Here is a 22,731-nt window from a genome sequence, read left to right as displayed (position 1 = left end):
TTACAATTGCATACCGATGCCACCAGCCACCTGGAATTCATTGACCTTGCTGGATAAGGGCCCGTTGAGATAAATAGACGCTACATAGGCCATCAACCGTATCGAACGACTGAACTGATAGCTGCTTCCAAACTGCAGGCCAAGTCCCGCGTAGTTGGACTGAATGCTTTGGTACTGACGCTGGTGAAAGGACAGGCTTACATAAGGCTGAAAAATTTCATAAGTCTGCCAGCTCGCCGAGGGACTTTGGTAGCTCATGGCACTGTTGCGGGTAAAGGGCAGGTAGCTGAATTCTATATCCGTACCGTACCCCAATTCAAACCCATCCGAGCCGGAGATCGTGTAAAGCGAATACGAAGGCTTGAACGAAAAATGCTGCGCGACATCGATATCGTAGATGAAGCGATAGACGCCAAAGTTCTGCAGCGTCTGCGTCCCTGCGGAGGTCTTGGCACTGATGCTGTAATATCCCGCCGTGGAATTGAAGCTATTGGCCGCCGCTGTGGAGCTGAGGACAAGGCTCAGGAGCCAGCCGAATTTAAGCAGCTGTCGCATTGTTATTGCCTCCACCCTGCTCAGGCTTGACGGCTTTGGGAGCCGCAGCCTTGGTGTTCTGCTTCATTTGCAGGTTTTTGGCATAAATGCGGGCTATCTTCTCGCGCATTTGACCCACTTCGTTCATCGTGATGCCGCCCTGATCGCACTGCTTGAGCGTCTCGATCATCTGATAGTTTTTGCTATCATTGAAATACTGCGTGATCTTACTGCGCAAACTCCGATCCACATTGAACAGAGCCCGTCCCCAATCGGGACCGGTGACCAGATCTGCGAGGGCTTTGAGGTCCTCTTCCGCGCCTTCGAAAATAGGATAGAAGGGAGGACGCAGAAGGTGGATGCCAGCGTCGCCTTTGGAGGCTCGATAGATATCCCGCTCTTCTTCCAAGGTGCAGATTCGCAAAAAGTCCAGAAGACCGCGTTCATGGCGATAGCGGTTGACCATATCCATAGCGTTGAAAGGTTTGCGGCTCGTCACCTTTTCCATAAGGTCCAGGACCATTTTTTCTGGCAAGGGCGAGGGTTTAAAATCCGATTTCAAAAGGATGCCCCAGCCACCGGGGAAGGCTTCGCGAGCCGTGGGAATCGAAATGCGGGTAGGCATCCAGGCCAGGATACCTAGGGCATCACGCTGCTCAATCGTTTTCATGAAATTGGTCAGATCCTCACCGAGGCGCCACATCGAAATCAGCAGCTCCTGCCAGATTTTGCCGGCAGGGTCGCGCTTACGATAACTGAGCTGCAAAACAAATTGATACTTGTCAATATCCAGCGTGCTGTTGAGGAAAAATGCGTCGAGCCATTTCGGGCTTGAACCGCGACGGAAAATTTCCTCCTGCATTTTGCGAGGCATCTCCTGCATGATGGTGCCGACGAAGGCCGGATCTTCGATAACCTTGTCTTCAAAGTCAATCATATCCTCAAGGGTCGGGAACGCCGGGTCCTCATTCAGTTTAAGCAGAAGTTCATCAATTTTGTCGGCGAGGCGAAGTGAATCGTTGACCTGCAGATTGCCTGCGCCACCCACATTTTTGTCACGTGGGGGAGGCGGTTGGGCCGCCATCGCCATCGCCATGGCCGCAGCATTGGAGTTGCCGCCTTTGTTCTGGGTCGGTCCTTCCGCCAAAGCTTTACGCAGACTGGTCGCGAGCCCCCGCATGATAAAGAATAAACCCACGAGCAGAATCGTAACGGCCAAGGCCACCAGACTGACCAGTTCATAAGGGAACTTGGCATCTTTGTGCCAGTTCTTGCGCTCAAAATCAATCTTATCCCGGCCGCCGATCAGGCCCAGGTTGGAATAGAGCACATCACGCATTTCAAACAGTTCTTCGTTCGTGACCACATCAGGAACGGTAATTTTGATCTGCACGGCACGAATGCGAGGCAAAAGATCGTGAACGGTCTTATTCGGATCATCCCATTCATCGATATTGTCAACTTTGGCTTCGGCAAAATAGGGGAGGATGTCCTTGGCTATGTTTTCCGAGAGCGTGGAGTTGGATCGCCGCAGCGGTTCCACCTGCAGGAAGACCAGAACGGGCATATTGGGAAAGCGGCTGTTCACATACGTGATCACCTTTTGGTTCAGGTAGGCTTCGACTTCCGCCACCTTCGCATTCTTACCCTCCTGCGCCAGGCCCAGAGGCGACAGCAGCATCCAGGCCAGAAGGAAAATGAGCCGTTTCCAGTGCCGCATATTACTGAACCTCCGGTTCGATAACGAGCATGATCTTGCGAGTCAATGCCCAACGTTCCACAGTCGTGGCGGCTGCTTCACCCTCAACCAGGGAGGTGTTGATGCCATGCCCCATCAGCCTCGTGCGGCCCAAGGGGATGCCTACACTTTCGGCGACACGTTGCGCACTCACCGCGCGCAGGACCGATAATTCGAGGTTGTCGCGAAACCGATAAACTGCTTTGACAGGCCGTTCATCGGAAAAACCTACAATATTGAGCAGAGCCTTGCCTGCGAAAGGCATATAAACCTTGGCGAATTTTTCCAGCGCCTGACGGCCTTCCGGCGTGATCTCAGTACTGGCACTGGCGAAAAAGGAAACTTTCGGAAACATGATATACACGCGATCACCGATGCGGCTTGCTTCCGCATCAAGCGCCTTGATCTCGGTCACGTCCGGACGATATCCAGCCGCTTTGGGCAGGCTGGTGGAGGAACCGGTCGGCGCTCCTTCCTTGCTGACATCCTGGGTTTGCGCGTGCATGGCAGGCGCTAACGGCTCGGGCGACTGACTGGCCACGCTTTTTGCGCTCATGGTGTTTTTGTTGATTTTTTCGATCCAATCCTTGGGCAGAACCATTTGCATAATGGTTTGCATAGCCGTTTGCGTGTCGTCCTGCACGGCCATCTTTTTATCGGTTCCGCGCTTTTCACTGGTCTGTTTGGTTGCCGTAATTCTTTCGACGACCGCATTGCCAGCTTCGCTGTCCCGCGCTTCGGGTTTTTCAGGTTGGGAGATGGATGGTGCCTTTTCCTCGGTTGTTTCTGAAGATTGACGTTTCTTCTGATCGATGGATACGCCCTCATCCATTTTTTCCAAGGCTGCAATCAGGGATGTCGTTAAAGTTGTATTGCCTTTTTTAGGCGGATCAATCGAGAAGTACATGATGTAGAAGCCGAGCAGCAGTGTGATCATATCCCCATAACTGACCGCCCAGGTCGCTTCCTGAGGAGCCCGGGCTAAGAATTTTCTGTTTCGGGATAGACGTTTCATATCAGGCGGCGTCCTTGACCAGTTTACCGATAATATTCACGCGCTGCTGCTTGCTCACATAGGAATTCAGCATCTCCTGACTCTTCAGAAGCGACACGTGATCTGCAGCCAGCAGTACAGCCTGCAGGGCGATTTCTGCGTGGAAATGTTCGAGAGCGACGCGTTTGGTCATCGCTTCCCCGATGGGTGCGACAACGAAGTTGGCGACGATCAGACCGTAAAGGGTGGCAACCAGAGCCAGGGCCATCTTCACACCCGTTTGCCGAGGATCCATGCCTTCGGTGATCGCGCGCATCAGGTTTACCAGACCCAGAACCGTTCCGACCAGACCAAATGCTGGCGGGTATTTGGAGAGAGAAAGAAAGAAATCGGCGACCTGACGCTGCTTCTCAATCGCTTGATGCAGGCGTTCCTGCAGAATATTTTCCACTTCCTGCGTGGTGAAATTGAGGGACAAAAGTTCCTGGCCGTCCCGCAGAATTTCACCGGCGACGGTGGATGAAGCCATGGTACCGCGGGGAATATCGCGACTTTGAATGAAACGAAGACCGGCTTCGATAATGCTGGCGTGTTTGGCGTTGCGACCGAAGACGATACCCACAAGTCCGCGGCGCAATTCACGCACGTGATGCCAGGGAGCGCCAATGACGGCAACTGCGATGGTTCCACCCAGGACCATGGTCAGGGCCACATCGTCGAAGTACATCGACACGCTCTGATCCAGAAAGTACAAGGAAACCCGTAAAGCCAGGAGCCCTACCACAAGACCGAATATGTATGCCATGGTCTGACTCCTATTGGCTTCGACCCAGCTGGGTGCGCAGGCGTTTCACGATAAAGGCGGTTTCCATGTTTTCAGGTTCCAGCTCCAACGACTTTTCATAAGCTGCCACCGCGTCCGCATAATTTTTTTGCAGATAATAAATATTGCCCTGTAAATCATGAAGTACGCTTATGTAGGGAAAATCCGCGATTAGACTGGCGACACGCACGCGGGCCACTTCGAAGTCGCGCTTGAGGATCAGGGATTGAGCCACGGCCACGCCCTTGCTGAGGCGGGTCATGTTTTCCTTGGACAGTTGGGAGCACTTGTCCATTTCCACCGCAACCGGCGTAACGGGCAAGGGTGGGATGGGTTCTGGTGCTTTAACGATAGGCTTTTGTTCCAGCGAGACGCTGATTTCATGGGTCGAAGGTAATGTCGTGCGGGGAATGACAAAACTCTGACTGATATAACCGTCTTTTTCTACGCGAACGTAGGCAAAGTCAGAGTCATTCAAAAAGAGACCCTGCATATCCATGGTAAGGGGCGTCTTGCCCAGCGATTTGATATCACCGCGCTTGCTCATCAATTGAACCGTGCTGTCCTCGGGAATGGAAGACAGCTGCAGTCTGCCTGTCGCACAGGACGGGACCAGCCAGCAAGCGAACAAAAGCTGGAAGGGACGGATGTATCGCAGCATATCGCATCCAGACATTTGGAGAATACCGAAAGCCTTTGAGGATTTCACGGATTCTCAGTTCTCTCAAGTCATCGCAATAAAATGAGAAAACTTTACCCATTGTCTTAAATGGATACGCCTCCGCAGGTTAAACTGCGGAGATGATTGAACCATTGGCTTCATGATTTAAAAGTCAGGCTTCCAAAGTGGTTGCGGGGGAAGCATCAGGAGCCCCAATCGCGTCGGTAAAATCCGTAGCTTCCGTGGTGACTCCTTTCCATTGGATGTGCCGAAGGTCGGCTTTGCAGAGGCGTGCCCGAGTAAGGTTGGCGCCGGCAAGATTAGCCCGACGCAGGCGAGCCCGTTCCAGACATGCGCCTTCCAGGTTGGCTCCGGCGAGATTGGCTCCCGCGAGATTCGCTCCCATCAAGGATACGCCACTGAGGTTGCAATGCTCCAGACGCGCCGCCCTGAGATCGGCCCCGTCGAGATTGAAGGCTCGCAGATCGGACCCTTTAAGATTGGCACGACCGGGCCCTAGATCGAGTCCGGGTTCAAGGACCTGTTTGATCCAATGCCGATGCATTTCCAAAAGGTCGTCCAGCTCCTCCTGACTCGTTACGACGGCGGGTTGGGAAACGGTAATCTCAGGATGCGCCTTCTCTGGTTTTTTATCGCCCGGTTTGGCAGGTGAAGCCGCAGCAGCATCAGCGCCGGCCGGGGTTTCCAGCAAAATATTTTCACCGGCCTGCAGGCGAGGCACCATAACTGACAGCCAGGCATGATCGCCGCGGCATTGGTCGCGTAGGGCTCGTTCCACCAACATGATTCTTTGATTTTCCTGCAAATCCCGTGTTTGGGGATTCTCACGAAGGGCCCCGAGCATCGCCGCGGCGACGACGGGATTTTTCTCCCAGAGCTCGCTGGGATGTTCTGGCAAGTTATCCTGCATACTAGGCGTCTCCTCGTCCGTCGGGTCCAGCAAAGCTGCATGATGACATGCCTCACCTGTTTCTGCAAGGGCCGCGCACTTTGGTTTTTTTTTTCGGAAAACATCGTTACACTGATCGGTCAGTAGCGATGTTTCGACCTCGTCCCAAGGGAGGGGCGGGCGATACACCTTAGTTGAGACGGGACCGATGCATGGGTGACGGAAAAAATCGAGGTTTTCTTGGCAGGCTGTTTCGTAGCCTCTTTGTCATAATCACGTCGTATTTGGCCCTGGTGGGTCTTATGGTGACAGTCCTCGGGATCCTGATCGGGGTCTATATCTTTTCCGCGATCCGCGATGACTCGGACACGAAGTCGATCAAAGGCACCACCGCGGCGAATACCGAGATCGATCAGTCGATCCTTCATCTGAAATTGGATCGACCGATCGTGCCGCAATCGCTGGATGACAGTGATCGCTTCTTCGGCTCGCTCTTTAATGAAACCGTACCCGTATCGCTTCTGGATCTGCAAACGGCGCTGCGTCGCGCGGCTGAAGATGCTCGTGTGCAGGCCGTGCTCCTGGATATCACCAACACCGGCGGCAGCTTTAGCACCATGACGGCCCTGCGCCGTTCCCTGGATACCTATCGGGCGAGCCAGAAACCTTTGTATGTGAGTCTTAACGATGGTGATACATCCATCTATTACCTGGCGTCAGCCGGCAGTCAGATCAGTCTCAGCCCTCTGGGTGGCTTGACGGTCACAGGTCCTGCGTTTCAGCTGGCCTATTTTGGATCAGCTTTGGATAAACTCGGTGTTCAGTTCGAAGTGGTCAAGGCTGGTAAATTCAAATCGGCGATGGAAGCCTTCGTCCAGGATACCCCTTCACCTGAAACTTTGGAAATGTACGGCGCTCTGGAAGCTTCGTTGCGCGGGACAGTGGCCACGGCGATTGCCAATAATCGCAAGCGTTCGGTCGCCGAAGTCAATGGCTGGTTGAAGCGCTCCATCTTCACCAGCCAGGAAGCCTTGAAAGAAGGCCTCGTGGATCGCGTCGGTTATTTGCCAGCATGGCTCGAGGATCTGAAAACAGCGACCAAGGCCCAACGTTTTGTGGAACTGCGGCCTTATTTGAACGGGTCGGCTCAGCTCGATGAAGCTCGTATTTACAAAGGCTCTGAAGCGATCGCCTTGATTCGCGCCGAAGGCGAAATCGTGAACAGCACCCGCAGCAACAGCGATCAGATTACTCCTGATCACTTGATCGAGGAATTGCAATGGGCTGCTGCTGATGACGATGTGAAAGCCGTGGTCATGCGCATCGATAGTCCGGGCGGTTCGGCCCTGGCGTCGGATCTGATCTGGGATGAGGTGCGCAAACTCGCCGAGAAAAAACCCCTGGTTGTTTCGATGGGAGCCGTGGCGGCATCAGGCGGTTATTATATTGCGGCGCCAGCCACCATGATCGTAGCCGAAGCCACGACCATTACCGGATCGATCGGCGTCATCGGCGGCATGCCCAAAGGCCTGAAAGTGGCTGAAAAGTGGGGCGTGAATTTTCACATGGTCACGGCGTCCGATCGCAAGGATTATCTGAACTTTGCCACCAAAAGCAGTGAAGCTGACAAGGAACTGATCCGCGGTTCGATCAAAGACACCTACGATACCTTCGTGCAGAAAGTGGCAGCCGGTCGCAAACAGGCTCCTGAGCGGATCTATCAGGTTGCGGAAGGCCGGGTTTATACCGGAGCCGACGCGGTTACGATCGGCCTTGTGGATCGTCTCGGTGGTTTTCATGAAGCGGTCCGCGCCGCCAAGGAATTGGCCAAACTGGATCCTGAAAAATTTTATTCTTTGGAAGAATATCAGCCTCAACCCAAAAATCTGCTCGACTGTATCCGCAGCGGCAACATCGGGGAGTGCATGACCACACTGCAGGACAGCGAATCGTTCCTGCCTTGGAAGAGTCGTACCCGATTGCCTTTGGGTTTGGACCAGCTGCAGCATGCCACCGAACTTTTGCAGTCGGGTCAGGCTCTGGCTTACTGGCCCGGCGCTTTGCGTTGGGACGCTCGTCCCGGTCTGGCTCGCGGTACGGAGGACTAACGGAGTGCTGGCACCCGAGCTGCTGAGTCGCATTCGTCGTTTGGAATTGAAGGCCGGGCATCTGGCCAGTGATATACTCCTCGGCGAATATAAAAGTGCTTTCAAAGGTCGCGGTTGGGAATTTGACGAAGTGCGCGAATATCAGGTTGGGGATGAGATCCGCAGCATTGATTGGAATGTCACCGCGCGCATGGGCCAGCCTTTCGTCAAGCTGTTTCGCGAAGAACGCGAGATGACGCTGATGCTGATGGTTGATGTCAGCTCATCGCTGTTCTTTGGCAGCTCGGCCCGAGCCAAACATGAGATGGTGGCGGAACTCGCCGCAGTTCTCGCCTTTCTGGCCATTCGCCGCCAGGATAAGGTGGGGCTTTTGGTTTTTTCTGATCACACCGAACTTTATATACCGCCTGGCAAAGGGCGGGTCCATGTCTGGTCGATCATTCGCAGTATTTTGACTCACAAGGCCCAAGGCCAAAGAACCGATTTGGATGGTGCTTTGAAATCCTTTATGCAGCTGCGTAAACGCCGATGTCTGGCGTTTGTCCTCTCAGACTTTCAAGCGCAGGGTTATGAAAAAACTTTGAAACAGGTTGCCAGGCGGCATGAACTGGTTTGCGTCCAGATCGAGGATCCCGCGGAACGGGCTTTGCCTTCGGCCGGTCTCGTCTGGTATCAGGATCGCGAGAGCGGTGAACGTGTGCTGGTCGACAGCAGTGATCCCTGGATTCAAAGGGAATGGCCACGGCAGAGAGCGCAGGAGCAGAAACTCTGGCAGAAGGAGATGGAGCGTTCGGGCGCTTCGGTTCTGGCCATGACCACCCAGGATAATACCGCGGATGCGCTGCACCGATTTCTGAGCGTGGGATCACGGAGACGTTCATGAGATTTGCTTACCCTTGGGTGCTGCTGGCCCTGCTTGGACTCATTCCCTTTGCCTGGCTGCTCCTTTCACGCCCGCAGCGGCGCCTCGGCTTTGGATATGGTGCCGTGGGCCTCTTGCGTTCCGCTCTTGCCGCGCAGAATTTCTGGTTGAATCTGCCGAACTTTTTGCGTTTGGGCCTTCTCGCCTGTCTTATTTTCGCCGCGGCACGGCCTCAAATCATGGATGTCAATACCAAGCGCAATGTGGAAGGCCTGGATATCGTACTCGCCCTCGATACATCGAATAGTATGCTAGCCATGGATTTTGAGCTGGAAGGCAAACGCCAGAATCGTTTGGAAGTGGTCAAGCACGTGGTCGAGCAGTTTATTCAAAAACGCATTGATGATCGCATCGGCCTTGTGATTTTCGGGAGTCAGGCCTTTACCCAGGCACCCTTAACGTTGGACCACCGCGTTCTGCTCGACTTCTTGAAACCCGTCAAGATCGGAGTGGCAGGACCTGAGACGGCGATCGGTGATGCGTTGGCCACTGCGGTGAAGCGTTTAAAAGATGTGGAAGCCAAGTCCAAAATTATTATTCTCCTGACCGATGGCGCGAACACGGCGGGAACCGTGGAGCCACGCTCCGCTGTGGAAGCGGCAAGGACGTTGGGTATCAAGGTTTATGCCATCGGCGTGGGCAGCAATGGGCCCGTGCCGTTTCCAACGCAGGGATTTTTTGGAGTGGAATACCAGCAGCGTATTTTTAAGATGGATACGGAACTGATGCAATTTATCGGTGATGCCACCGGCGGCAAATTTTTTCTGGCCAGTGATACGGCCACCTTGGAAAAAGTCTATGCCACCATCGATCAGCTGGAGAAGACCAAAAAGGAAGTGGATGACCCGAGGCCTCGCGATGAGTTTGCTTGGGCCTTTCTGCTGGCGGCTCTGGCGCTGTTCATGTTGGAGCAAGGACTGGCGGCCTCACGCTGGAGGGTCATTCCATGAGCTTCGGCACACCTCATTACCTCTGGCTGCTGCTCCTCCTCATTCCGATGCTGTGGGGATTGCTTGCCATTCAAAAACGCTATGAAAGGCGCCTGCAACTTCTCGCCCGTCGCGATTTTCAACCGCTGCTGCTGCCCAGCTGGGCCCTGCAGAGACCGTGGCTTTCGTGGGTGCTCCTGCTCCTGGCTGCGGCCTGCCTGCTCCTGGCCTTGGCGCGCCCGCGTCTTGGTTTTGAATGGAAGGACGTAAAAAAGCACGGTGCTGATGTTATCATCGTGCTCGATGTTTCGCGCAGCATGAACGCGGCCGATATCAATCCCAGTCGACTCGTGCGGGCCAAGCGGGAGATTCTCGATCTGCTGAAAGTCGTGCAGGGTGATCGCCTGGGGTTGGTGCTGTTTGCCGGTGTGGGCTTTATTCAATGTCCATTAACTCAGGATATGCAGGCGCTCGAACTGTTTTTGGAGCAGGTCGATAGTGATTCCATTCCCGTCCAGGGCACATCGATGGGACAGGCCATCCGCCTCGGGATGCAGGCTCTTCAGGCAGGAACGGAAGCGGGCAGTGTCGGCAAAGCCATGATTCTGATCAGTGATGGTGAGGATCAGGAAACCGATCCTTTGGTGGCCGCACAGACAGCGGCGGACCAGGGCGTTGTCATCCACACCATCAGCGTGGGCGGGCAGGGGGCGCCCATTCCTTTGCCGGATGGGGGCTTCTTAAAGGATGAAAGCGGCGGACTTGTCGTATCGAAGCCAGACGAAACCATATTACGTCAAATTGCAGAGGCCACCAGTGGCCATTTTCTGCGATCGGTCACGGGTGACTTTGGACTGGATCGACTCTATCGGGAATCTATCCGTCCGCCTTTGAAAGAAACCGAGCAGAGTCAGCGGGAACGAGTCTGGAATGAGGTCCATCACTGGTTGACCGGTCTTGCGGCCTTTTTTCTGCTGAGCGAGTCCTTATATCGTCGCTGCCGCACCCGCAGCCGCAAGGCGTCCGTGGCTCAGCCCCGGGCAACTTTGGATCCCATGGTCCGTCTTTGAACTGACGTAAGCGCCTCTGCCGCCGTGTCCCGTGCAGCTTTGGATCCCTCGGGATGCCAATGACTTAGGTGTTGCCTCGCCGATTTTCCGCCAGTATGATCCCCTCATTCCAGAGTATGCGGGGGCAATCCGTGGCAGGTAAGAGTTCGAAAAATCAGTCTGATTTTGTGCGGTCTTCGTTGATCCTGGTTCTGCTTTTGGCTGTGGCGATCGGCATCTTGTTTTTTATGCGCAGCAAAGGTCGGCAGGACTCGCTGCTTGAAAAGCCAGCGGAGAGCGCAGCCACCGAGACTGAAGTCAAGAAACGCAACCGTGTTGATGTTCTACCGAACATTCCCATACAAAATTCCGGCGCTGACGCCAACGCCTCGGCCACATCCCAGGCTACGGGCAAGGACAGCCTGGAATTGCAAAAAGCCATGCAGCTGATCGACGGTGGGCAGTGGCGCGAAGCGGAGAGTATTCTGCTCGCTATCCTGCAAAAGGATCCGCGTGATGAAGGTGCCCTGATTGAGATGGCCATGCTGCTTCTGATTGATAAGCAGGACAGTCGTGCCGCGCAGCCTTATTTGGAACGCGCCCTGGAAGTGAATCCGGATAACGAGGCGGCGGTTCAGGAGCTGCTGGGCGTTTACGAAGAAACCCGCAACTGGGACCAGGGTTTGGCCTTCTTGCGTTCGATGCAGGATGATCCGCGCAAGACGGGCTATGTTGATTATGGGATCGGTTCCGCTCTGGTGAGCATGGGACGTCCTGCGGAAGCCATACCAGCGTTACAGAAATCAGTTTATGAATACGGTTACAAGGAATATAGCGCGCGCCAGGGCCTGGCCGAAGCTCTGGTGGATTCCGGTCGCATCGATGAAGGCATTCGCGAGTATCAGCAGATCATCGAAGGCCCGTATAAACCCAATCAGATTCGAGTTGCGAAAATTCGGACGGCCTCGGCCCTGATCGAAAAGCAGCAGTTTGCGGAAGCCCGTAGAATCCTGCAGCCCTTGCAGGACACAGATCCCAAGGATGAATGGGTCGCGGCTTTGCTGCGTGACATCGACAATAAACAGAAGTTTTAAGGGAAAAGAAAAACCTCCGCCCCGTTTTTGGGGAGGAGGCTTGAGGGGACCAAGGACTGAGTATTCAGCCTAGGCTACTGCAAGCAGCAGCCTCGCGAAAAGATTCGGAACTCGGCGTTGGTCCCTTAACAAAATTTTATAAGTCATGGATATTCCTGCCTAAGAAAGTTCCGTCCCCAGGAAAATGCTCCCGGAAACTTGAGCCCCCTCAAGCTCTTTGTGCCTAACTCTGTTGGCGCATGGAATTTCTATGTTATCCTGGAAGTAAACAAGCCTTCGCCCGAGGTCGCTTCATGGGAAACTCGTCTTCTGCTCAAAAGTTGCCCTCTTTGATTGCCAAAGAGGAACTGGACGTCATCTTCCTTCGGATTTTCGAATCCCTTTCGATGTCGGCTCTGGCCGGTGCCGCGGCCTGCACGGGCGCTATTTTCGAACTGTCCGCCAATTACATGGACAAGCCCGCGTTCGAATCCTTGCGCCGCTTTTATGATTTGTATTTTTCAGTCGACATCGATAAGAAAAAAGACGAAGTGAATGACAACGTCGACGATATCGTCAGCACCCTGCAGGCTCGCCTGGCTGCCGGTGAAACCCTCGATGCCGTGGACGACGTCGACAATAACGAAGAATTGAAAAAACAGCGCCTCAGCCTTTCTGCAGTGCAAAAACAGCTGGAAGGCTTGATTGTTTTGGATAGCGGGATTAAAGAGCAGGTCCTCCCGGCTCTGGCCTCCATGCAATTCGAAGATGCGATTCGCCAACGCCTCGCCCATGTGGTGCAGGCCTGGTGGAAAGTCGGTGATGTTCTGCATAAGGATCTGAATCCGAACCAGCTGGAAGAAGTGGCGCGTGAATTGGCCAAGATGCTGTCATCGGTGGATGAGACCAAGACGTTCTACGAATTGGTTCTGAATGAACCCGCGCCTGAAGGTCAGGACCAGCGCTCCATCTTTATCGAGTTTTAAACCTCTGGAGATTTCCATGTCGCTTACGATCGATCAGCTGGTGGAACGCATGCACATCTTCAGCCAAAAAACTCTGGAGTGGTGCGCGCAGGAATCCGAAGTTTCCACGGCCCGTGTGACGGAAGCCATCGACCTGCTCCTGCAGAATACCGCGCGCGTGTCGCAGATTTCCGCGGAAAGCCTGGCGGCGATTCAAGGTCTGCAGAAAGCCATCAGTATTCGTCACGGTGATCGCAATCGCGAAAACTTCGTGAAGCTGATCCAAAATCTCGAGGAACTGGCCGGCGAGCATGAGGAAGTGCAGAGTGTGATCGAGCCGATCATCCAGGCTCTGCAATTTCAGGATAAACTGCGGCAGAACCTCGAAAATGCGGTCCGCATGCTTCCAGCCTGGATTGAGTTCCGCAAAAACCTGCCCATGCAGATCACGGCGGATAAGTTGAGAGACTTCGGCAAAGTCCTGGCGACCAAAACCACCATGATCTCGGAACGCGATGTGATCCGCGCGCATATCGACGGTATGGATCCCGAGGCCGAAATCGCCTCCGTGGTCATGTTCTAATCCTGGATAGTGGCGGCTGAATCCTCCTGAGCCGCCTTATAAACCAGACCATAACTCACGTCCAGTTGCTGAGCAATCGCCCGAAAGCTCTGGCCCTCCTTGCGCAGGGTTTGGACGCGCTCGCGTAGCTCGGGCGAAATTTTGCTCGGCGCGCCGAGTTTAACGCCGCGTTGCCGTGCTGCTTCCAGGCCGGCCTTTACGCGGGTCACGATGGTCTGTCGTTCGATTTCAGCAATTTCAGCAAACGCAGCCAGCATCGTGCGACGGAATGGATTTTCGTGGCCGAGATTCAGCACGGGTTGCGTCACGGAAATAAAACCCACCCCGACCTCATCAAGCGCCAGCAGGGTTCGGATGGCTTCGGTCGCATTACGGCTGAAGCGATCGAGTCGGTACACCACAATTGTGTCTATTTTTTGAGCTTGAGCCGCGGCCAGGAGCGCCAGGTAACCCGGGCGTGTGCTGTCCGTTCCGCTCAGTCCCTCATCTTCAAAAACATGAACGCGTTTAGGCTGGCGGCTGGGATCGAGCCGGGCCAGCCACTCTTCCACCGTGTGCTTCTGACTTTCAAGGTCCTGCTTATCCGTGGAAACACGGTAGTAAATGCCGATTGATTTCATTTCGACCAGGTTCCTTCCTTGGCTGCCGATCGTCCCGCTGATCTTAGCCTGGATCCGGTCAGGCGACAAGTGCCTCAACTCTTTAGCAAATGTTCCGATGCTGAGCCTGAAGTTATCAATGAGGTTATGAACCTATGAACCGCCTTTCCCAGATCCTTATTCTTGTGCTGGGATACTGTGCCGCGACGCCCCTGCGAGCCGAGGTGTTTCCGTTTGATATTGGTGCCCTCGGATATCCGTCGGGGACCATGGACATTGCGCGTGATGAAGGCTTCCAGGATAAGCTGGTCTCGATTGCGTTGGGCGGCAAGCGGGAATATCTGATCAATTTTCCGGAATCGGCTCTTTATTTTGTGCGGGTGCGTCGGCAACAGACGGTGGTTTGGCAGGAAGCGGTCGTGGTCCTGCTGGAGCAACCCCATACAAGCCCACGACTGAGCTGGTCTATCGTTCCCGGCGCCGTGCGCACGCGTCTTTGGTTGAGTCGCGGAACGCTTCGCACACGCTGGCTCGAAACCAAAGAACAGTCAGCCCAGCTTCATAAAATAGGAACGCCCTGGCTGGTGCGCTTGCGAGGCATTACGGCCAAGGGTGAATCGTTACCGGTCACACGTCTGACCCTGCAGTGGGATACGCCCGCGTCCAAACCAGAGCCGCCGATCGCAGCCACAGCTCCGGATATTCATCTTGATCCCAATGCCACGGATGACGACCAGGTGGTTTATGAGCCCGAAGACAAGGACCTGCTGAGCGGCGCCGACGAAAGTCCCATGAATGCCTTCGTGAGTCGTTCGACACCGATCGACCTGCCACCGATCCAGCGCAAACATGAAGTCTATGTCTGGCTCCGGTACCTGCGGGAGCAATTCAGTATTGATAAAAAGGATCGGTTCGAAGCCGAGCCTAGCATCGGTTTGGGAACAGGCGCCGGGGGACAGTATTTTTTAGCTCCGAACGCGGTGCTCTCCGGAGCGATCGACACGCATGCGACCCAGACTGATTATGAAGAAGCCGGGACTCAAACACCCAGTACGGTGCAGAAGCGGATTCGTCTGCATGTGGCTTTAGGCCTGGATCTCTTGAATACGCATACCCGGACGACCGACTGGTCACTCAACCTTGGGCCGGTCGTTGGACTGGTCCAAATGCCTTTACAGCAGGACGACCAAAAATTCACCGACTATGGCATCAGCCTCGGCGGTCACCATTATCCGACCCGCAGTGCGCTGACCGTTCTGTTTCTGAAAAGCGGCAGTCGTGAAATTCATGCCCGCTGGATCATGCCTTGGACCGTCTGGTCGATGAGCCCGTTTTTAGGAACCTATCTTTATAATACTCGCCAATCTGCAGGCGCCGTGACTGGACGCTTCCACGAAAGTGGGCTGCGCTTCGGTTTGGAGCGCGACTTCTAAGGGTCTTATGTTACAATAAGGGGAAAGCTTGCAGGGTAGGTGAGAACTATGAGTCGTTACGCCCCTTCCGGTGAAATAACGGATCCCGCGGTCATTCGAAAAATTATCACTGATCTCGCCGATGCGCACGCTGAAGGCATCATCCGCCCCGTCCAGGAGCGTAAGCTGGGCGTGCGCTTTGCCTTTGGTGATACCTTTTTTAATTCCCGTCCGCCTTGTTTTCTGCTCGGCAGCATTTCCGATCACGGACTGGCCCGTTTGCAGCCGCATGCGGATTTGATCGTTGAAGTCTTCGGCACCGACAAGCGCATTGCCTTTACCTGTTCGGTGCTGCAGCATACACCCGCCGGTGTTTACGTGACCCTGCCCGTGACCCTCTCCAAAGCCGAAAGGCGCATTGCCCAACGTTTCAAAACCGCGGATGAACGCATGCCTTTCGTGGATCCTAAAGCCTGGGTCATTGATCCCAACGACATCGCCGCGCCTCCTGTGTTCGGCCTTTATCAGCCGCTCGCCAGCTGGGCTGCGGTCAGCGATATCAGTTTTGGTGGCGTTTGCGTGGAAACCCGGTTTCCCTCGCTCTTGAATTGGGTGGAAGCGAATCCGACCTGCACGCGGGCCCAGCTGATTTTTCCCATGATGAAGCCCATTCCGATTGGTTTGGAACTGCGTTGGACCAAACGCATTCGGGAACGTTCCACCAGCACCGAAGTCGGCTATTCGATTCAAAAGTATAAGATGGGGATGGCCTTTCTGAATCCACCCCGTGAGTTCATGCTGGAAGTGGGACGCTATATTAAAGAGCTGCAAATGAGCAACGCAGTCTAGGGGAGCCAACTGTGGGCATTCGCATTAAAAAACAGGCGGAAACCTGGGATAACCGTTGGGCCGTCGCTTATAGCAATAGCCAGCGAGCCATAGGCATCGAGCTGAAAGATATCCTCTCGAAACGCGAGTGGAAGATCATCGAGACGACCAATTCTGAGGAAGCTGCCTTTGCCAACACGGCTATTGGCAAGGCGAGTATGCTGATCCTCGATGATACCGAGCAGGATCCCGCCGCCATCGTGCAGCGCGAACAACTGTTCCATCAGGTGGCCTGTATCACACCCACTCTGATCATTTGTTCGCAGCATAACGAAACCGACTTCAAATGTATGGCCAGCATGGGTGATCCCGTGATGGTGTCCAAACCCATTTCACCGAAGACCTTGCTTGAAGGCATGGATCAATTGTGTGAGAAATGGTCCCAGGGGTACCTGGTCGAAGTTCGCAAGGCGGCCGCAAAGATGGCGGAAGGCCAAACTCAGACGGGATTCCGCATCCTGACTGAAATCGTCCAAAGCGGACAGAAGGCACCCGTGGCCACCTCGGCTCTGGCGCTTTACTATCGGCGCCAGGATGATATCAAAATGACCGAAAAGCTGCTGGTTTCGGCCATTAAGCAGGGTATTTTCGAAATGTCCATCATCCTGCCCCTGATCGATCTTTACCTTTACTCAGGCGCGCCCAAGCTGGCCTTGCGTCTGATTGAAATTGCTTTTGAGCGTTTCAATAAGCCCAACTACCTTTGTCTCGATGCCGTGCAGGCCCTCCTGATGCTCAATCGCATCAAGGAATGCATCCCGTACCTGCAGCAGCTGATCGACAATTCCTACTTCCCGGAAGTGGCGCGGCAGTACCTGCCCCGGCTGTACTATTCCAGTGGCGAACTCGACCTTTTCGACAAAGCCATTAAATATCGTCCGGAAAAATTTGACGAATATCAGCGCGCCTGGCATCTTTTAGCCGATGAGGACGCTGAGCGGCGGAAGCAGCAGTATGAAGTCCAGTCGCAGCTGCGCAAACAAGCCGCGCGTGATAAAAAGGAAAAGGAACCGGTCGAGGAAGAGATACCGGTGAAACGGGACAAGAAGAGCAATCAGCCTCTAGGCTTCGGTCCTGTCGGCAAGCCTCTGTTTCAGAGCGATGGCAAAACTCCAGTGGATGGATAATTCGTGAGCGAAAATGGGTCGGCAGACGATATTCCCCCCGAGACAACACCGTTTGTGATCTCGGGACATACGATCAAGCGCGGCGAACGTAAAAAGATCCATTTGAAGATCGGTAAACTTTACGACAACACCGATATCAATATTCCGGTTGAAGTCATCCGGGGCAAGCTCGACGGTCCGACATTGTTTGTGTCGGCTGCGGTACACGGGGATGAGCTGAACGGCGTCGAAATCTGCAAACGTCTTTTGGATCTGCGGCAGCTCAAGGAGATTTCCGGCACGTTGCTGGTCATCCCTATCGTCAATGTGTTTGGATTCAATAATCTTTCCCGGTATTTACCTGATCGACGTGACTTGAATCGCTCGTTCCCGGGCTCGCCGAATGGATCGCTCGCCTCGCGTCTTGCGCACGTGTTTATGACCGAAATCGTCTCCAAAGCCACGCATGGCATCGATCTGCATACGGGTGCGGTGCATCGCCGCAACCTGGCCCAGATTCGTGCCGATATCGATCACGAGGAAACACTGGAACTGGCCGAGGCCTTTGGTATCCCCGTCATCATCAAATCCAACGTACGCGATGGTTCCCTGCGGCAGGCGGTTTTGGAGCGTGATCTTCCGATGCTCCTGTTTGAAGGCGGCGAAGCGCTTCGCTTTGATGATCGGGTTATCAAGGTGGCCCTCGATGGTATTATTTCGGTCATGTACAGAATTGCCATGCTCGATCCCCAGAAAATGCCGCCGCGTTTGGCCCAAGGACAAAAGAAGCCTTTTATCGCGAAAAGCAGTTACTGGATCAGGGCCACCCGCAGTGGCATCATTCGACTGCTCGCCCGCATCGGCAAGCACGTGCACAAGGACGAGGTCATCGGCATCATCTCGGATCCCTATGGCGACGAGATTGAAACCGTGCGGACCCGCGTTGAAGGTATCGTTATCTGTGCTTCCATGCTGCCGGTGGTGCATGAAGGGGATGCTCTCTTTCACATCGCGACGTTCCACGAACCCGAAAAGGTCGAGGAATCACTCGCTGATCTTGATGAGCTGGCTCTTTAATCCTGACGGTTGTATAATAGGCATATTCTTCACCAATGAGGGGTTTATGCTGCGCGCTAAGCTATTAGCTGGCTGTTTGCTTCTGGGGTTGAGTGCCTGCAAGCACCCGAGTGCTACCAATTCTCACAGCGAAAACCTCTATGGAACCGATGACCCCACAGGTCTGGTCCCCTTGAATACCAATGCCGAAGTGAATCTTGATATGCCCGATCTTCCGGTCCGTCAGGCCTGGGGTCAGGGTGGGCAGAGTCTTGAGGTCCACCGTTCCGCAACCTGTCCGACAGAGAGTGTGGAAGATAACGGCTGCGGCAACGAAACGATCTACACCTTTACGCGGGTCAGCCGCGAACTCAAGCTCAGCGTGTGCCGCTGTGGTCCTGCCACGACCAGGAATGTTACGCTGACCACCACACAGCTCCAGGACATCGATAAACTGATGGGCTCGCTGGAAATGGTGTCCGGTCCGCAGGTTGGTTGCACGGCCGATACCTCCGCGACGCTTTGGGAACTGAATGTGAAAGATGCCCAATCGGTGGAGCAAAGTTATCCAGTAGCCCTGTGCGGAAGCAACGTCAGGCAAGCCGGCAAAATCAATGTGCAGTCCTTCCAGGCGCTCTACGAATACCTGAAGAAAACCCTGCCCGAATAAAAAAAAGGACCGGCCCCACGGGTCGGTCCTGCACAAACTTTGAATTACTTGCCTTTTGGTGTCAGCAAAATTTCCACACGACGGTTCTGCGAGCGACCTTCTTCGGTGGCATTGTCAGCGATGGGCTGGCTTTGGCCATAGCCGACCGTCGAGATACGTGTGCTGGCAACGCCCTTCTGACGAAGGAACTGAGCCACAGCATCCGCGCGCTGCTTGGAAAGCACCTGGTTGGCTTCCATTTTGCCGCGACTATCGGTGTGACCGGACACTTCGATCGCGGTGTCTTTGTACTCTTTCAGCACTTCAGCAACGCCGTCGAGTACGTTTTCAAAGCCAGGATTGATCTGAGCTTTGGCGGTTTCGAAGGTGATGTTGCCTGGCATGTTCAGAACAATCTGATCACCCTTACGCGTGACGCTCACGCCGCTGGAGCGCAGCTTCTGGCGCAGTTTTTCTTCCTGCTTGTCCATGTAGTTACCAATGCCACCGCCGATGGCTGCACCCGCGGCAGCGCCCGCGATACGAGCGTTCTGACGAGTGTTCTTGTCGCCCTTCACCTGGTTGCCCAAGACGGCTCCAGCGACGGCACCGGCAACAGCGCCAACGGTGGCGCCTGAGACTTCCTTCTCGTCGGTCGTGGCGTCTTGCGTCTGGCAAGCGCTGGTGCTGAGGGCGAGAATGAGGGCGAGGCAGGTGAGCTGTCTTTTCATCTTAAAGTTCTCCATGTAAGTGCGAAACCATTGGTTGCAGAGGGACTCTACGAACAAGTTCCTCGAAGACAACTTTCATCAAATACGAGAGCGGGAAATAAAAAGCAAAATTTATTTCGAAGCCTCAGCTGTGACCTTTAAGTGACAACCCTCTCGTAGGTATTGGAAACTATACATTAAATGAAGGGGCTTGAGAAATACTAATAAACATCCGATAGCGGCAGTGATGGGCGGAATGTTGGTCCGAAACGGGGTGTTCATGCGCCGGGTGCTGCTGATTTCGGGTTTGATGACTCTCTGCTGGGCTGCGGTCGTTTGGTCCCTCCAGCAGAATCGCCATTCCATTCAAAAATTGACCGCCCGCCTGCAGGCCGGAGCCACTGACAATCCCGAGTACTGGCGCGGTGAATGGCAAAGGCTTGGAATTCAGGCCCGGGAAAAAGCTTTTCTCTACGAACAATGGTTGGAACAGGACTTTCTGGATCAGGGTATGGTCGTGAACCGCCACCGCGATGGGCGGCCGTCGGGCGAGTGCGACAGTCTCCTCTTTTCCAGTCTCCGTTATGCAGCGCTCGTGAAACTTGGTTGGCAGGATAAGGCCTATCAAGCCTGGCGCGGTATCGAGAACGCCTTTCAAATCGGACGCTGGGTCCGGCATCCCAAGTGCCGCCGTAAAAGCACATCACGCGATATGATCGTTGGGCTTTTGGTCGCGATGACGCAAAACCCTCCCTCGGAAGTTCGCCGTTTGCAGCAGCTGATGAACATCGTCGATACCACCGGTGGATCGGTGGATGACGGTCCCTTCTATGTCAGCCGCCTGAGCCCCGGAATGGGCGAAATCATGCGACTGATGAGCCAGCAGTATGGTGTGCCTCTCCGCGATGTTCCCGAGGAGGTACGCATGGGTTTTTCCACTCTGGAATTCGATGCCTGGATGGCACAACCCGGTTATACGGCCCATCTGAATGCTCTGACTCTCTGGATTGAACTCGAACTGATGGATCATCAGCCCAAAAGTGCACTGCGCAGTCTCTCCGAATTGGTCGATACGGCGCTGGGACCTTTGGGCTCCCCGCGACTCAAGGATCAACGCTGGATCTGGGCTGGGCATCATCTGGCGACTTTGGATCGTCCGAATTTATTTTTTCAATGGATGGAACTTCGTACAGCCGGGGCTTTGACCTGGAAAACCCAGGCACTCCTCCTGCGAACCCTGCTTGAGATGCCGCAATTTCCGAACGACCGCCTGCCGCGCAACTGCGATCGGCGTGCCGATTACCTTTGGCAACGCCACTCTGTGGAATATGCTCCCCGCCCCAAGGCCGCCTGCACCGAGACCTTTCATGGCGTCGACTTTCTGTGGATGGTCGCACTTTTAACCGAAAATTTGTAGGATGAAGGAAACGGTTCGGAAAGGGAGAGGGCATGAAGCATCTTGGCGTTTATTATCGCGTATCCACGGATCGCCAAGACCTGGCCAGCCAGAAATCGGCTTTTCAAGCCTGGCTCGCCACGCTGCCCGAAGCCAAAAAACCGCTCACGATCCAGGAATTCAAGGATCACGGGATTTCCGGTAAAACCACACAGCGTAAAGCGTATCAGGCTTTGCTGAAGGCCGCCTTCGAACAAAAGATTGATACCATCGTGGTCTATCGCCTGGATCGTTTGAGTCGTAACGCCACCGAAGCCATTCAAACACTTTTGATCATGGATCAGGCGGGGGTGGGCTTTATTTCCATGACGCAGCCCGTTTTGAATTTAGGCTTGGATAATCCGTTCCGTCGCACGATGCTGGCGGCTTTTTCCGAAATTGCCGAAATTGAGCGGGAAACTATCGTATCGAGGGTGCGGTCGGGTCTGGCTGCAGCCAAAAAAAGGGGAGTGAAGCTGGGCCGCCCCAAGGCTTACACCGAGGAGCAGCAGCAGTTGGTTCGTGCCAAACGCGCCCAGGGACTGAGTTACGAGCAGATTGCTCAGGAACTGGGCATGAGTCGCGGGACGGCTCATAGTTTGGGTCGCGAACCGGCTATGGAATCCAACGAGGAAACGTAACGCTTCCTCGGCAAAGAAGTTGTGACTTCAGGTCGTCGCGTCCTCGGCGTCGTGCTCATCCGCTTCGCGGCACAGTTCATCGACCAGCTCCAGAAATGCCTGACGATCGTCGTGCGACCAGACTTCCAAAGCGCGGCTCAGGTTGAACGGACTTTCTTCATCCTGCAGGTGAAGAAGGAGTTCCACAACATGATCCTGTTCCTCGAGCAGATTTTCATCCTGATAGGCTTCGAACACCAGATCAAAGATTTCCTCTGCATTTTTTTCTTTCGGAACGCTTTCGAAACAGGGGAAACGCACCAGTCCTTCGGCAAACATTTCCGTGTCGACTTCAATCTCTTCGGAGTCCTCCTCCTCACTGTCCTCTTCGAGAATCTCCTCCTCGATACTGGCGGTTTTGAGTTTGTCCTGTTCAAAATTACTCATCGGTTACTCCTCAGGCTTGGGCTAAGTGCCCCCATCCTACCAGGGGGTTCGGGACTCTTTGCATGAGCAGGCACATGGTACTTGAGTGTTTCAGGCGAGGATAGAGAGTTGAATCGACTTACGTCAGGTTGCGTGATGCAAACGGCGAAATTCGCCCGGCGTATGTCCCGTCAGACGACGAAACACGGTTGAAAAATGCTGGCTGCTGGAAAAGCCAAGATCATAGGCAATGCTGGTCACGCTGGATGGACTATGGCGCAACTGATCGCAGGCATGCCGACACCGAGCGCGCAGGATATAATTCCAGGGACTCATGCCCGTCGCCTTCTTAAACAGCCTTTGAAAATACGAAGGTTCCATTGCGAAAAATTCGGCAACGGCCGCGACGTGGGGCCATTCCAGAAGCCGGGCTTCCACCTCACCGAAGATGCGCTCGGTTTCAGGTGATGGCCGAACGCTGGGTTCGGTCAAGGCCTCGACGCTGGCTAAAAAAATTTGCGCCACCACACTCCGCAGCCAC

Annotated in this window: 24 protein-coding genes; 14 read left to right on the top strand and 10 right to left on the bottom strand. The window is 54.4% G+C overall.

Annotated features, from left to right (window positions below):
• From VE954_RS22450 to VE954_RS22425, 6 genes are all read right to left on the bottom strand, one after another.
• Positions 1 to 555 (bottom strand): hypothetical protein, encoded by a 555-nt coding sequence (locus VE954_RS22450; RefSeq protein WP_324956975.1) that lies wholly within the window; start codon positions 553 to 555, stop codon positions 1 to 3.
• The gene (locus tag VE954_RS22445) at positions 539 to 2,254 is read right to left on the bottom strand and encodes a hypothetical protein (RefSeq protein WP_324956973.1); all 1,716 of its coding nucleotides are present in this window, start codon (positions 2,252 to 2,254) and stop codon (positions 539 to 541) included. The genes VE954_RS22450 and VE954_RS22445 overlap by 17 nt, the downstream gene beginning before the upstream one ends.
• Before the next feature lies 1 nt (position 2,255).
• A complete protein-coding gene (locus VE954_RS22440) occupies positions 2,256 to 3,287 on the bottom strand; it encodes a flagellar motor protein MotB (protein ID WP_324956971.1) in 1,032 nt (343 codons plus the stop codon).
• A 1-nt stretch (position 3,288) separates the two neighbouring features.
• Positions 3,289 to 4,071, bottom strand: coding sequence for a motility protein A (locus VE954_RS22435; protein ID WP_324956969.1), 783 nt, complete (start codon positions 4,069 to 4,071; stop codon positions 3,289 to 3,291).
• Positions 4,072 to 4,081: 10 nt separating this feature from the next.
• Positions 4,082 to 4,750, bottom strand: a complete 669-nt coding sequence (locus tag VE954_RS22430) for a tetratricopeptide repeat protein (RefSeq protein ID WP_324956967.1) — start codon at positions 4,748 to 4,750, stop codon at positions 4,082 to 4,084.
• A 172-nt stretch (positions 4,751 to 4,922) separates the two neighbouring features.
• Positions 4,923 to 5,681, bottom strand: coding sequence for a pentapeptide repeat-containing protein (locus VE954_RS22425; protein WP_324956964.1), 759 nt, complete (start codon positions 5,679 to 5,681; stop codon positions 4,923 to 4,925).
• Positions 5,682 to 5,872: 191 nt separating this feature from the next.
• On the opposite strand from VE954_RS22425, the gene sppA reads away from it, so the two are divergent.
• The 7 genes from sppA (at position 5,873) to VE954_RS22390 (ending at position 13,289) form a co-directional block, all read left to right on the top strand.
• Positions 5,873 to 7,768, top strand: coding sequence for a signal peptide peptidase SppA (gene sppA, locus VE954_RS22420; protein WP_324956962.1), 1,896 nt, complete (start codon positions 5,873 to 5,875; stop codon positions 7,766 to 7,768).
• A gap of 4 nt (positions 7,769 to 7,772) precedes the next feature.
• On the top strand, positions 7,773 to 8,651 hold the full coding sequence (locus tag VE954_RS22415; protein WP_324956960.1) for a DUF58 domain-containing protein: 879 nt from the start codon (positions 7,773 to 7,775) through the stop codon (positions 8,649 to 8,651).
• A complete protein-coding gene (locus VE954_RS22410; RefSeq protein WP_324956958.1) occupies positions 8,648 to 9,640 on the top strand; it encodes a VWA domain-containing protein in 993 nt (330 codons plus the stop codon). The genes VE954_RS22415 and VE954_RS22410 overlap by 4 nt, the downstream gene beginning before the upstream one ends.
• The gene (locus tag VE954_RS22405) at positions 9,637 to 10,689 is read left to right on the top strand and encodes a VWA domain-containing protein (RefSeq protein ID WP_324956956.1); all 1,053 of its coding nucleotides are present in this window, start codon (positions 9,637 to 9,639) and stop codon (positions 10,687 to 10,689) included. Before VE954_RS22410 ends, VE954_RS22405 begins: the two co-directional genes overlap by 4 nt.
• A 131-nt stretch (positions 10,690 to 10,820) precedes the next feature.
• Complete coding sequence (locus tag VE954_RS22400) at positions 10,821 to 11,762, top strand: tetratricopeptide repeat protein (RefSeq protein ID WP_324956954.1); 942 nt, start codon at positions 10,821 to 10,823, stop codon at positions 11,760 to 11,762.
• Positions 11,763 to 12,055: 293 nt separating this feature from the next.
• Complete coding sequence (locus tag VE954_RS22395; protein WP_324956952.1) at positions 12,056 to 12,727, top strand: hypothetical protein; 672 nt, start codon at positions 12,056 to 12,058, stop codon at positions 12,725 to 12,727.
• Between the two features lie 16 nt (positions 12,728 to 12,743).
• Complete coding sequence (locus VE954_RS22390; RefSeq protein WP_324956950.1) at positions 12,744 to 13,289, top strand: hypothetical protein; 546 nt, start codon at positions 12,744 to 12,746, stop codon at positions 13,287 to 13,289.
• On the opposite strand, the gene VE954_RS22385 is transcribed toward VE954_RS22390, so the two are convergent.
• On the bottom strand, positions 13,286 to 13,909 hold the full coding sequence (locus tag VE954_RS22385) for a recombinase family protein (RefSeq protein WP_324956948.1): 624 nt from the start codon (positions 13,907 to 13,909) through the stop codon (positions 13,286 to 13,288). The two genes, VE954_RS22390 and VE954_RS22385, sit on opposite strands and share 4 nt — an antisense overlap.
• Positions 13,910 to 14,043: 134 nt before the next feature.
• On the opposite strand from VE954_RS22385, the gene VE954_RS22380 reads away from it, so the two are divergent.
• Genes VE954_RS22380 through VE954_RS22360 form a run of 5 tightly spaced genes read left to right on the top strand, consistent with a single transcriptional unit; the run spans position 14,044 to position 19,020 of the window.
• Entirely contained in the window at positions 14,044 to 15,321 is a 1,278-nt protein-coding gene (locus VE954_RS22380; protein WP_324956946.1) for a hypothetical protein, read from the top strand.
• Between the two features lie 48 nt (positions 15,322 to 15,369).
• Complete coding sequence (locus VE954_RS22375; protein WP_324956944.1) at positions 15,370 to 16,149, top strand: hypothetical protein; 780 nt, start codon at positions 15,370 to 15,372, stop codon at positions 16,147 to 16,149.
• Positions 16,150 to 16,160: 11 nt separating this feature from the next.
• Entirely contained in the window at positions 16,161 to 17,315 is a 1,155-nt protein-coding gene (locus VE954_RS22370) for a hypothetical protein (protein WP_324956942.1), read from the top strand.
• Between the two features lie 3 nt (positions 17,316 to 17,318).
• Positions 17,319 to 18,371 (top strand): succinylglutamate desuccinylase/aspartoacylase family protein, encoded by a 1,053-nt coding sequence (locus VE954_RS22365; protein ID WP_324956940.1) that lies wholly within the window; start codon positions 17,319 to 17,321, stop codon positions 18,369 to 18,371.
• A 46-nt stretch (positions 18,372 to 18,417) separates the two neighbouring features.
• Positions 18,418 to 19,020 (top strand): hypothetical protein, encoded by a 603-nt coding sequence (locus VE954_RS22360; RefSeq protein WP_324956938.1) that lies wholly within the window; start codon positions 18,418 to 18,420, stop codon positions 19,018 to 19,020.
• 44 nt (positions 19,021 to 19,064) lie between these two features.
• Here VE954_RS22360 and VE954_RS22355 read toward each other — a convergent pair whose 3' ends face one another.
• On the bottom strand, positions 19,065 to 19,730 hold the full coding sequence (locus tag VE954_RS22355; RefSeq protein ID WP_324956936.1) for an OmpA family protein: 666 nt from the start codon (positions 19,728 to 19,730) through the stop codon (positions 19,065 to 19,067).
• A gap of 259 nt (positions 19,731 to 19,989) precedes the next feature.
• On the opposite strand from VE954_RS22355, the gene VE954_RS22350 reads away from it, so the two are divergent.
• Both VE954_RS22350 and VE954_RS22345 read left to right on the top strand, forming a co-directional pair.
• The gene (locus VE954_RS22350) at positions 19,990 to 21,126 is read left to right on the top strand and encodes a hypothetical protein (RefSeq protein WP_324956934.1); all 1,137 of its coding nucleotides are present in this window, start codon (positions 19,990 to 19,992) and stop codon (positions 21,124 to 21,126) included.
• A 32-nt stretch (positions 21,127 to 21,158) separates the two neighbouring features.
• Complete coding sequence (locus VE954_RS22345) at positions 21,159 to 21,785, top strand: recombinase family protein (RefSeq protein ID WP_324956932.1); 627 nt, start codon at positions 21,159 to 21,161, stop codon at positions 21,783 to 21,785.
• Between the two features lie 27 nt (positions 21,786 to 21,812).
• Here VE954_RS22345 and VE954_RS22340 read toward each other — a convergent pair whose 3' ends face one another.
• Together VE954_RS22340 and VE954_RS22335 are read right to left on the bottom strand one after the other, a co-directional pair.
• Positions 21,813 to 22,211 (bottom strand): hypothetical protein, encoded by a 399-nt coding sequence (locus VE954_RS22340; protein ID WP_324956930.1) that lies wholly within the window; start codon positions 22,209 to 22,211, stop codon positions 21,813 to 21,815.
• A 123-nt stretch (positions 22,212 to 22,334) separates the two neighbouring features.
• A partial coding sequence (locus tag VE954_RS22335; RefSeq protein ID WP_324956929.1) for an AraC family transcriptional regulator occupies positions 22,335 to 22,731 on the bottom strand: 397 nt, incomplete at its 5' end.

Origin of the sequence: Oligoflexus sp. (genome assembly GCF_035638955.1) — a bacterium.
Classification (GTDB): Bacteria; Bdellovibrionota_B; Oligoflexia; order Oligoflexales; family Oligoflexaceae; genus Oligoflexus.
Note: the sequence above shows the minus strand (reverse complement) of the source record. Positions and strands in the feature narration are given on the sequence as shown.

Coding starts and splice junctions, on each gene's coding strand:
- VE954_RS22430 (WP_324956967.1), bottom strand. CDS start 4,750: ATGCTGCGATACATCCGTCCCTTCCAGCTTTTGTTCGCTTGCTGGCTG.
- VE954_RS22340 (WP_324956930.1), bottom strand. CDS start 22,211: ATGAGTAATTTTGAACAGGACAAACTCAAAACCGCCAGTATCGAGGAG.
- VE954_RS22380 (WP_324956946.1), top strand. CDS start 14,044: ATGAACCGCCTTTCCCAGATCCTTATTCTTGTGCTGGGATACTGTGCC.
- VE954_RS22385 (WP_324956948.1), bottom strand. CDS start 13,909: ATGAAATCAATCGGCATTTACTACCGTGTTTCCACGGATAAGCAGGAC.
- VE954_RS22425 (WP_324956964.1), bottom strand. CDS start 5,681: ATGCAGGATAACTTGCCAGAACATCCCAGCGAGCTCTGGGAGAAAAAT.
- VE954_RS22375 (WP_324956944.1), top strand. CDS start 15,370: ATGAGTCGTTACGCCCCTTCCGGTGAAATAACGGATCCCGCGGTCATT.
- VE954_RS22440 (WP_324956971.1), bottom strand. CDS start 3,287: ATGAAACGTCTATCCCGAAACAGAAAATTCTTAGCCCGGGCTCCTCAG.
- VE954_RS22405 (WP_324956956.1), top strand. CDS start 9,637: ATGAGCTTCGGCACACCTCATTACCTCTGGCTGCTGCTCCTCCTCATT.
- VE954_RS22350 (WP_324956934.1), top strand. CDS start 19,990: ATGCGCCGGGTGCTGCTGATTTCGGGTTTGATGACTCTCTGCTGGGCT.
- VE954_RS22450 (WP_324956975.1), bottom strand. CDS start 555: ATGCGACAGCTGCTTAAATTCGGCTGGCTCCTGAGCCTTGTCCTCAGC.
- VE954_RS22395 (WP_324956952.1), top strand. CDS start 12,056: ATGGGAAACTCGTCTTCTGCTCAAAAGTTGCCCTCTTTGATTGCCAAA.
- VE954_RS22410 (WP_324956958.1), top strand. CDS start 8,648: ATGAGATTTGCTTACCCTTGGGTGCTGCTGGCCCTGCTTGGACTCATT.
- VE954_RS22445 (WP_324956973.1), bottom strand. CDS start 2,254: ATGCGGCACTGGAAACGGCTCATTTTCCTTCTGGCCTGGATGCTGCTG.
- sppA (WP_324956962.1), top strand. CDS start 5,873: ATGGGTGACGGAAAAAATCGAGGTTTTCTTGGCAGGCTGTTTCGTAGC.
- VE954_RS22390 (WP_324956950.1), top strand. CDS start 12,744: ATGTCGCTTACGATCGATCAGCTGGTGGAACGCATGCACATCTTCAGC.
- VE954_RS22355 (WP_324956936.1), bottom strand. CDS start 19,730: ATGAAAAGACAGCTCACCTGCCTCGCCCTCATTCTCGCCCTCAGCACC.
- VE954_RS22435 (WP_324956969.1), bottom strand. CDS start 4,071: ATGGCATACATATTCGGTCTTGTGGTAGGGCTCCTGGCTTTACGGGTT.
- VE954_RS22360 (WP_324956938.1), top strand. CDS start 18,418: ATGCTGCGCGCTAAGCTATTAGCTGGCTGTTTGCTTCTGGGGTTGAGT.
- VE954_RS22345 (WP_324956932.1), top strand. CDS start 21,159: ATGAAGCATCTTGGCGTTTATTATCGCGTATCCACGGATCGCCAAGAC.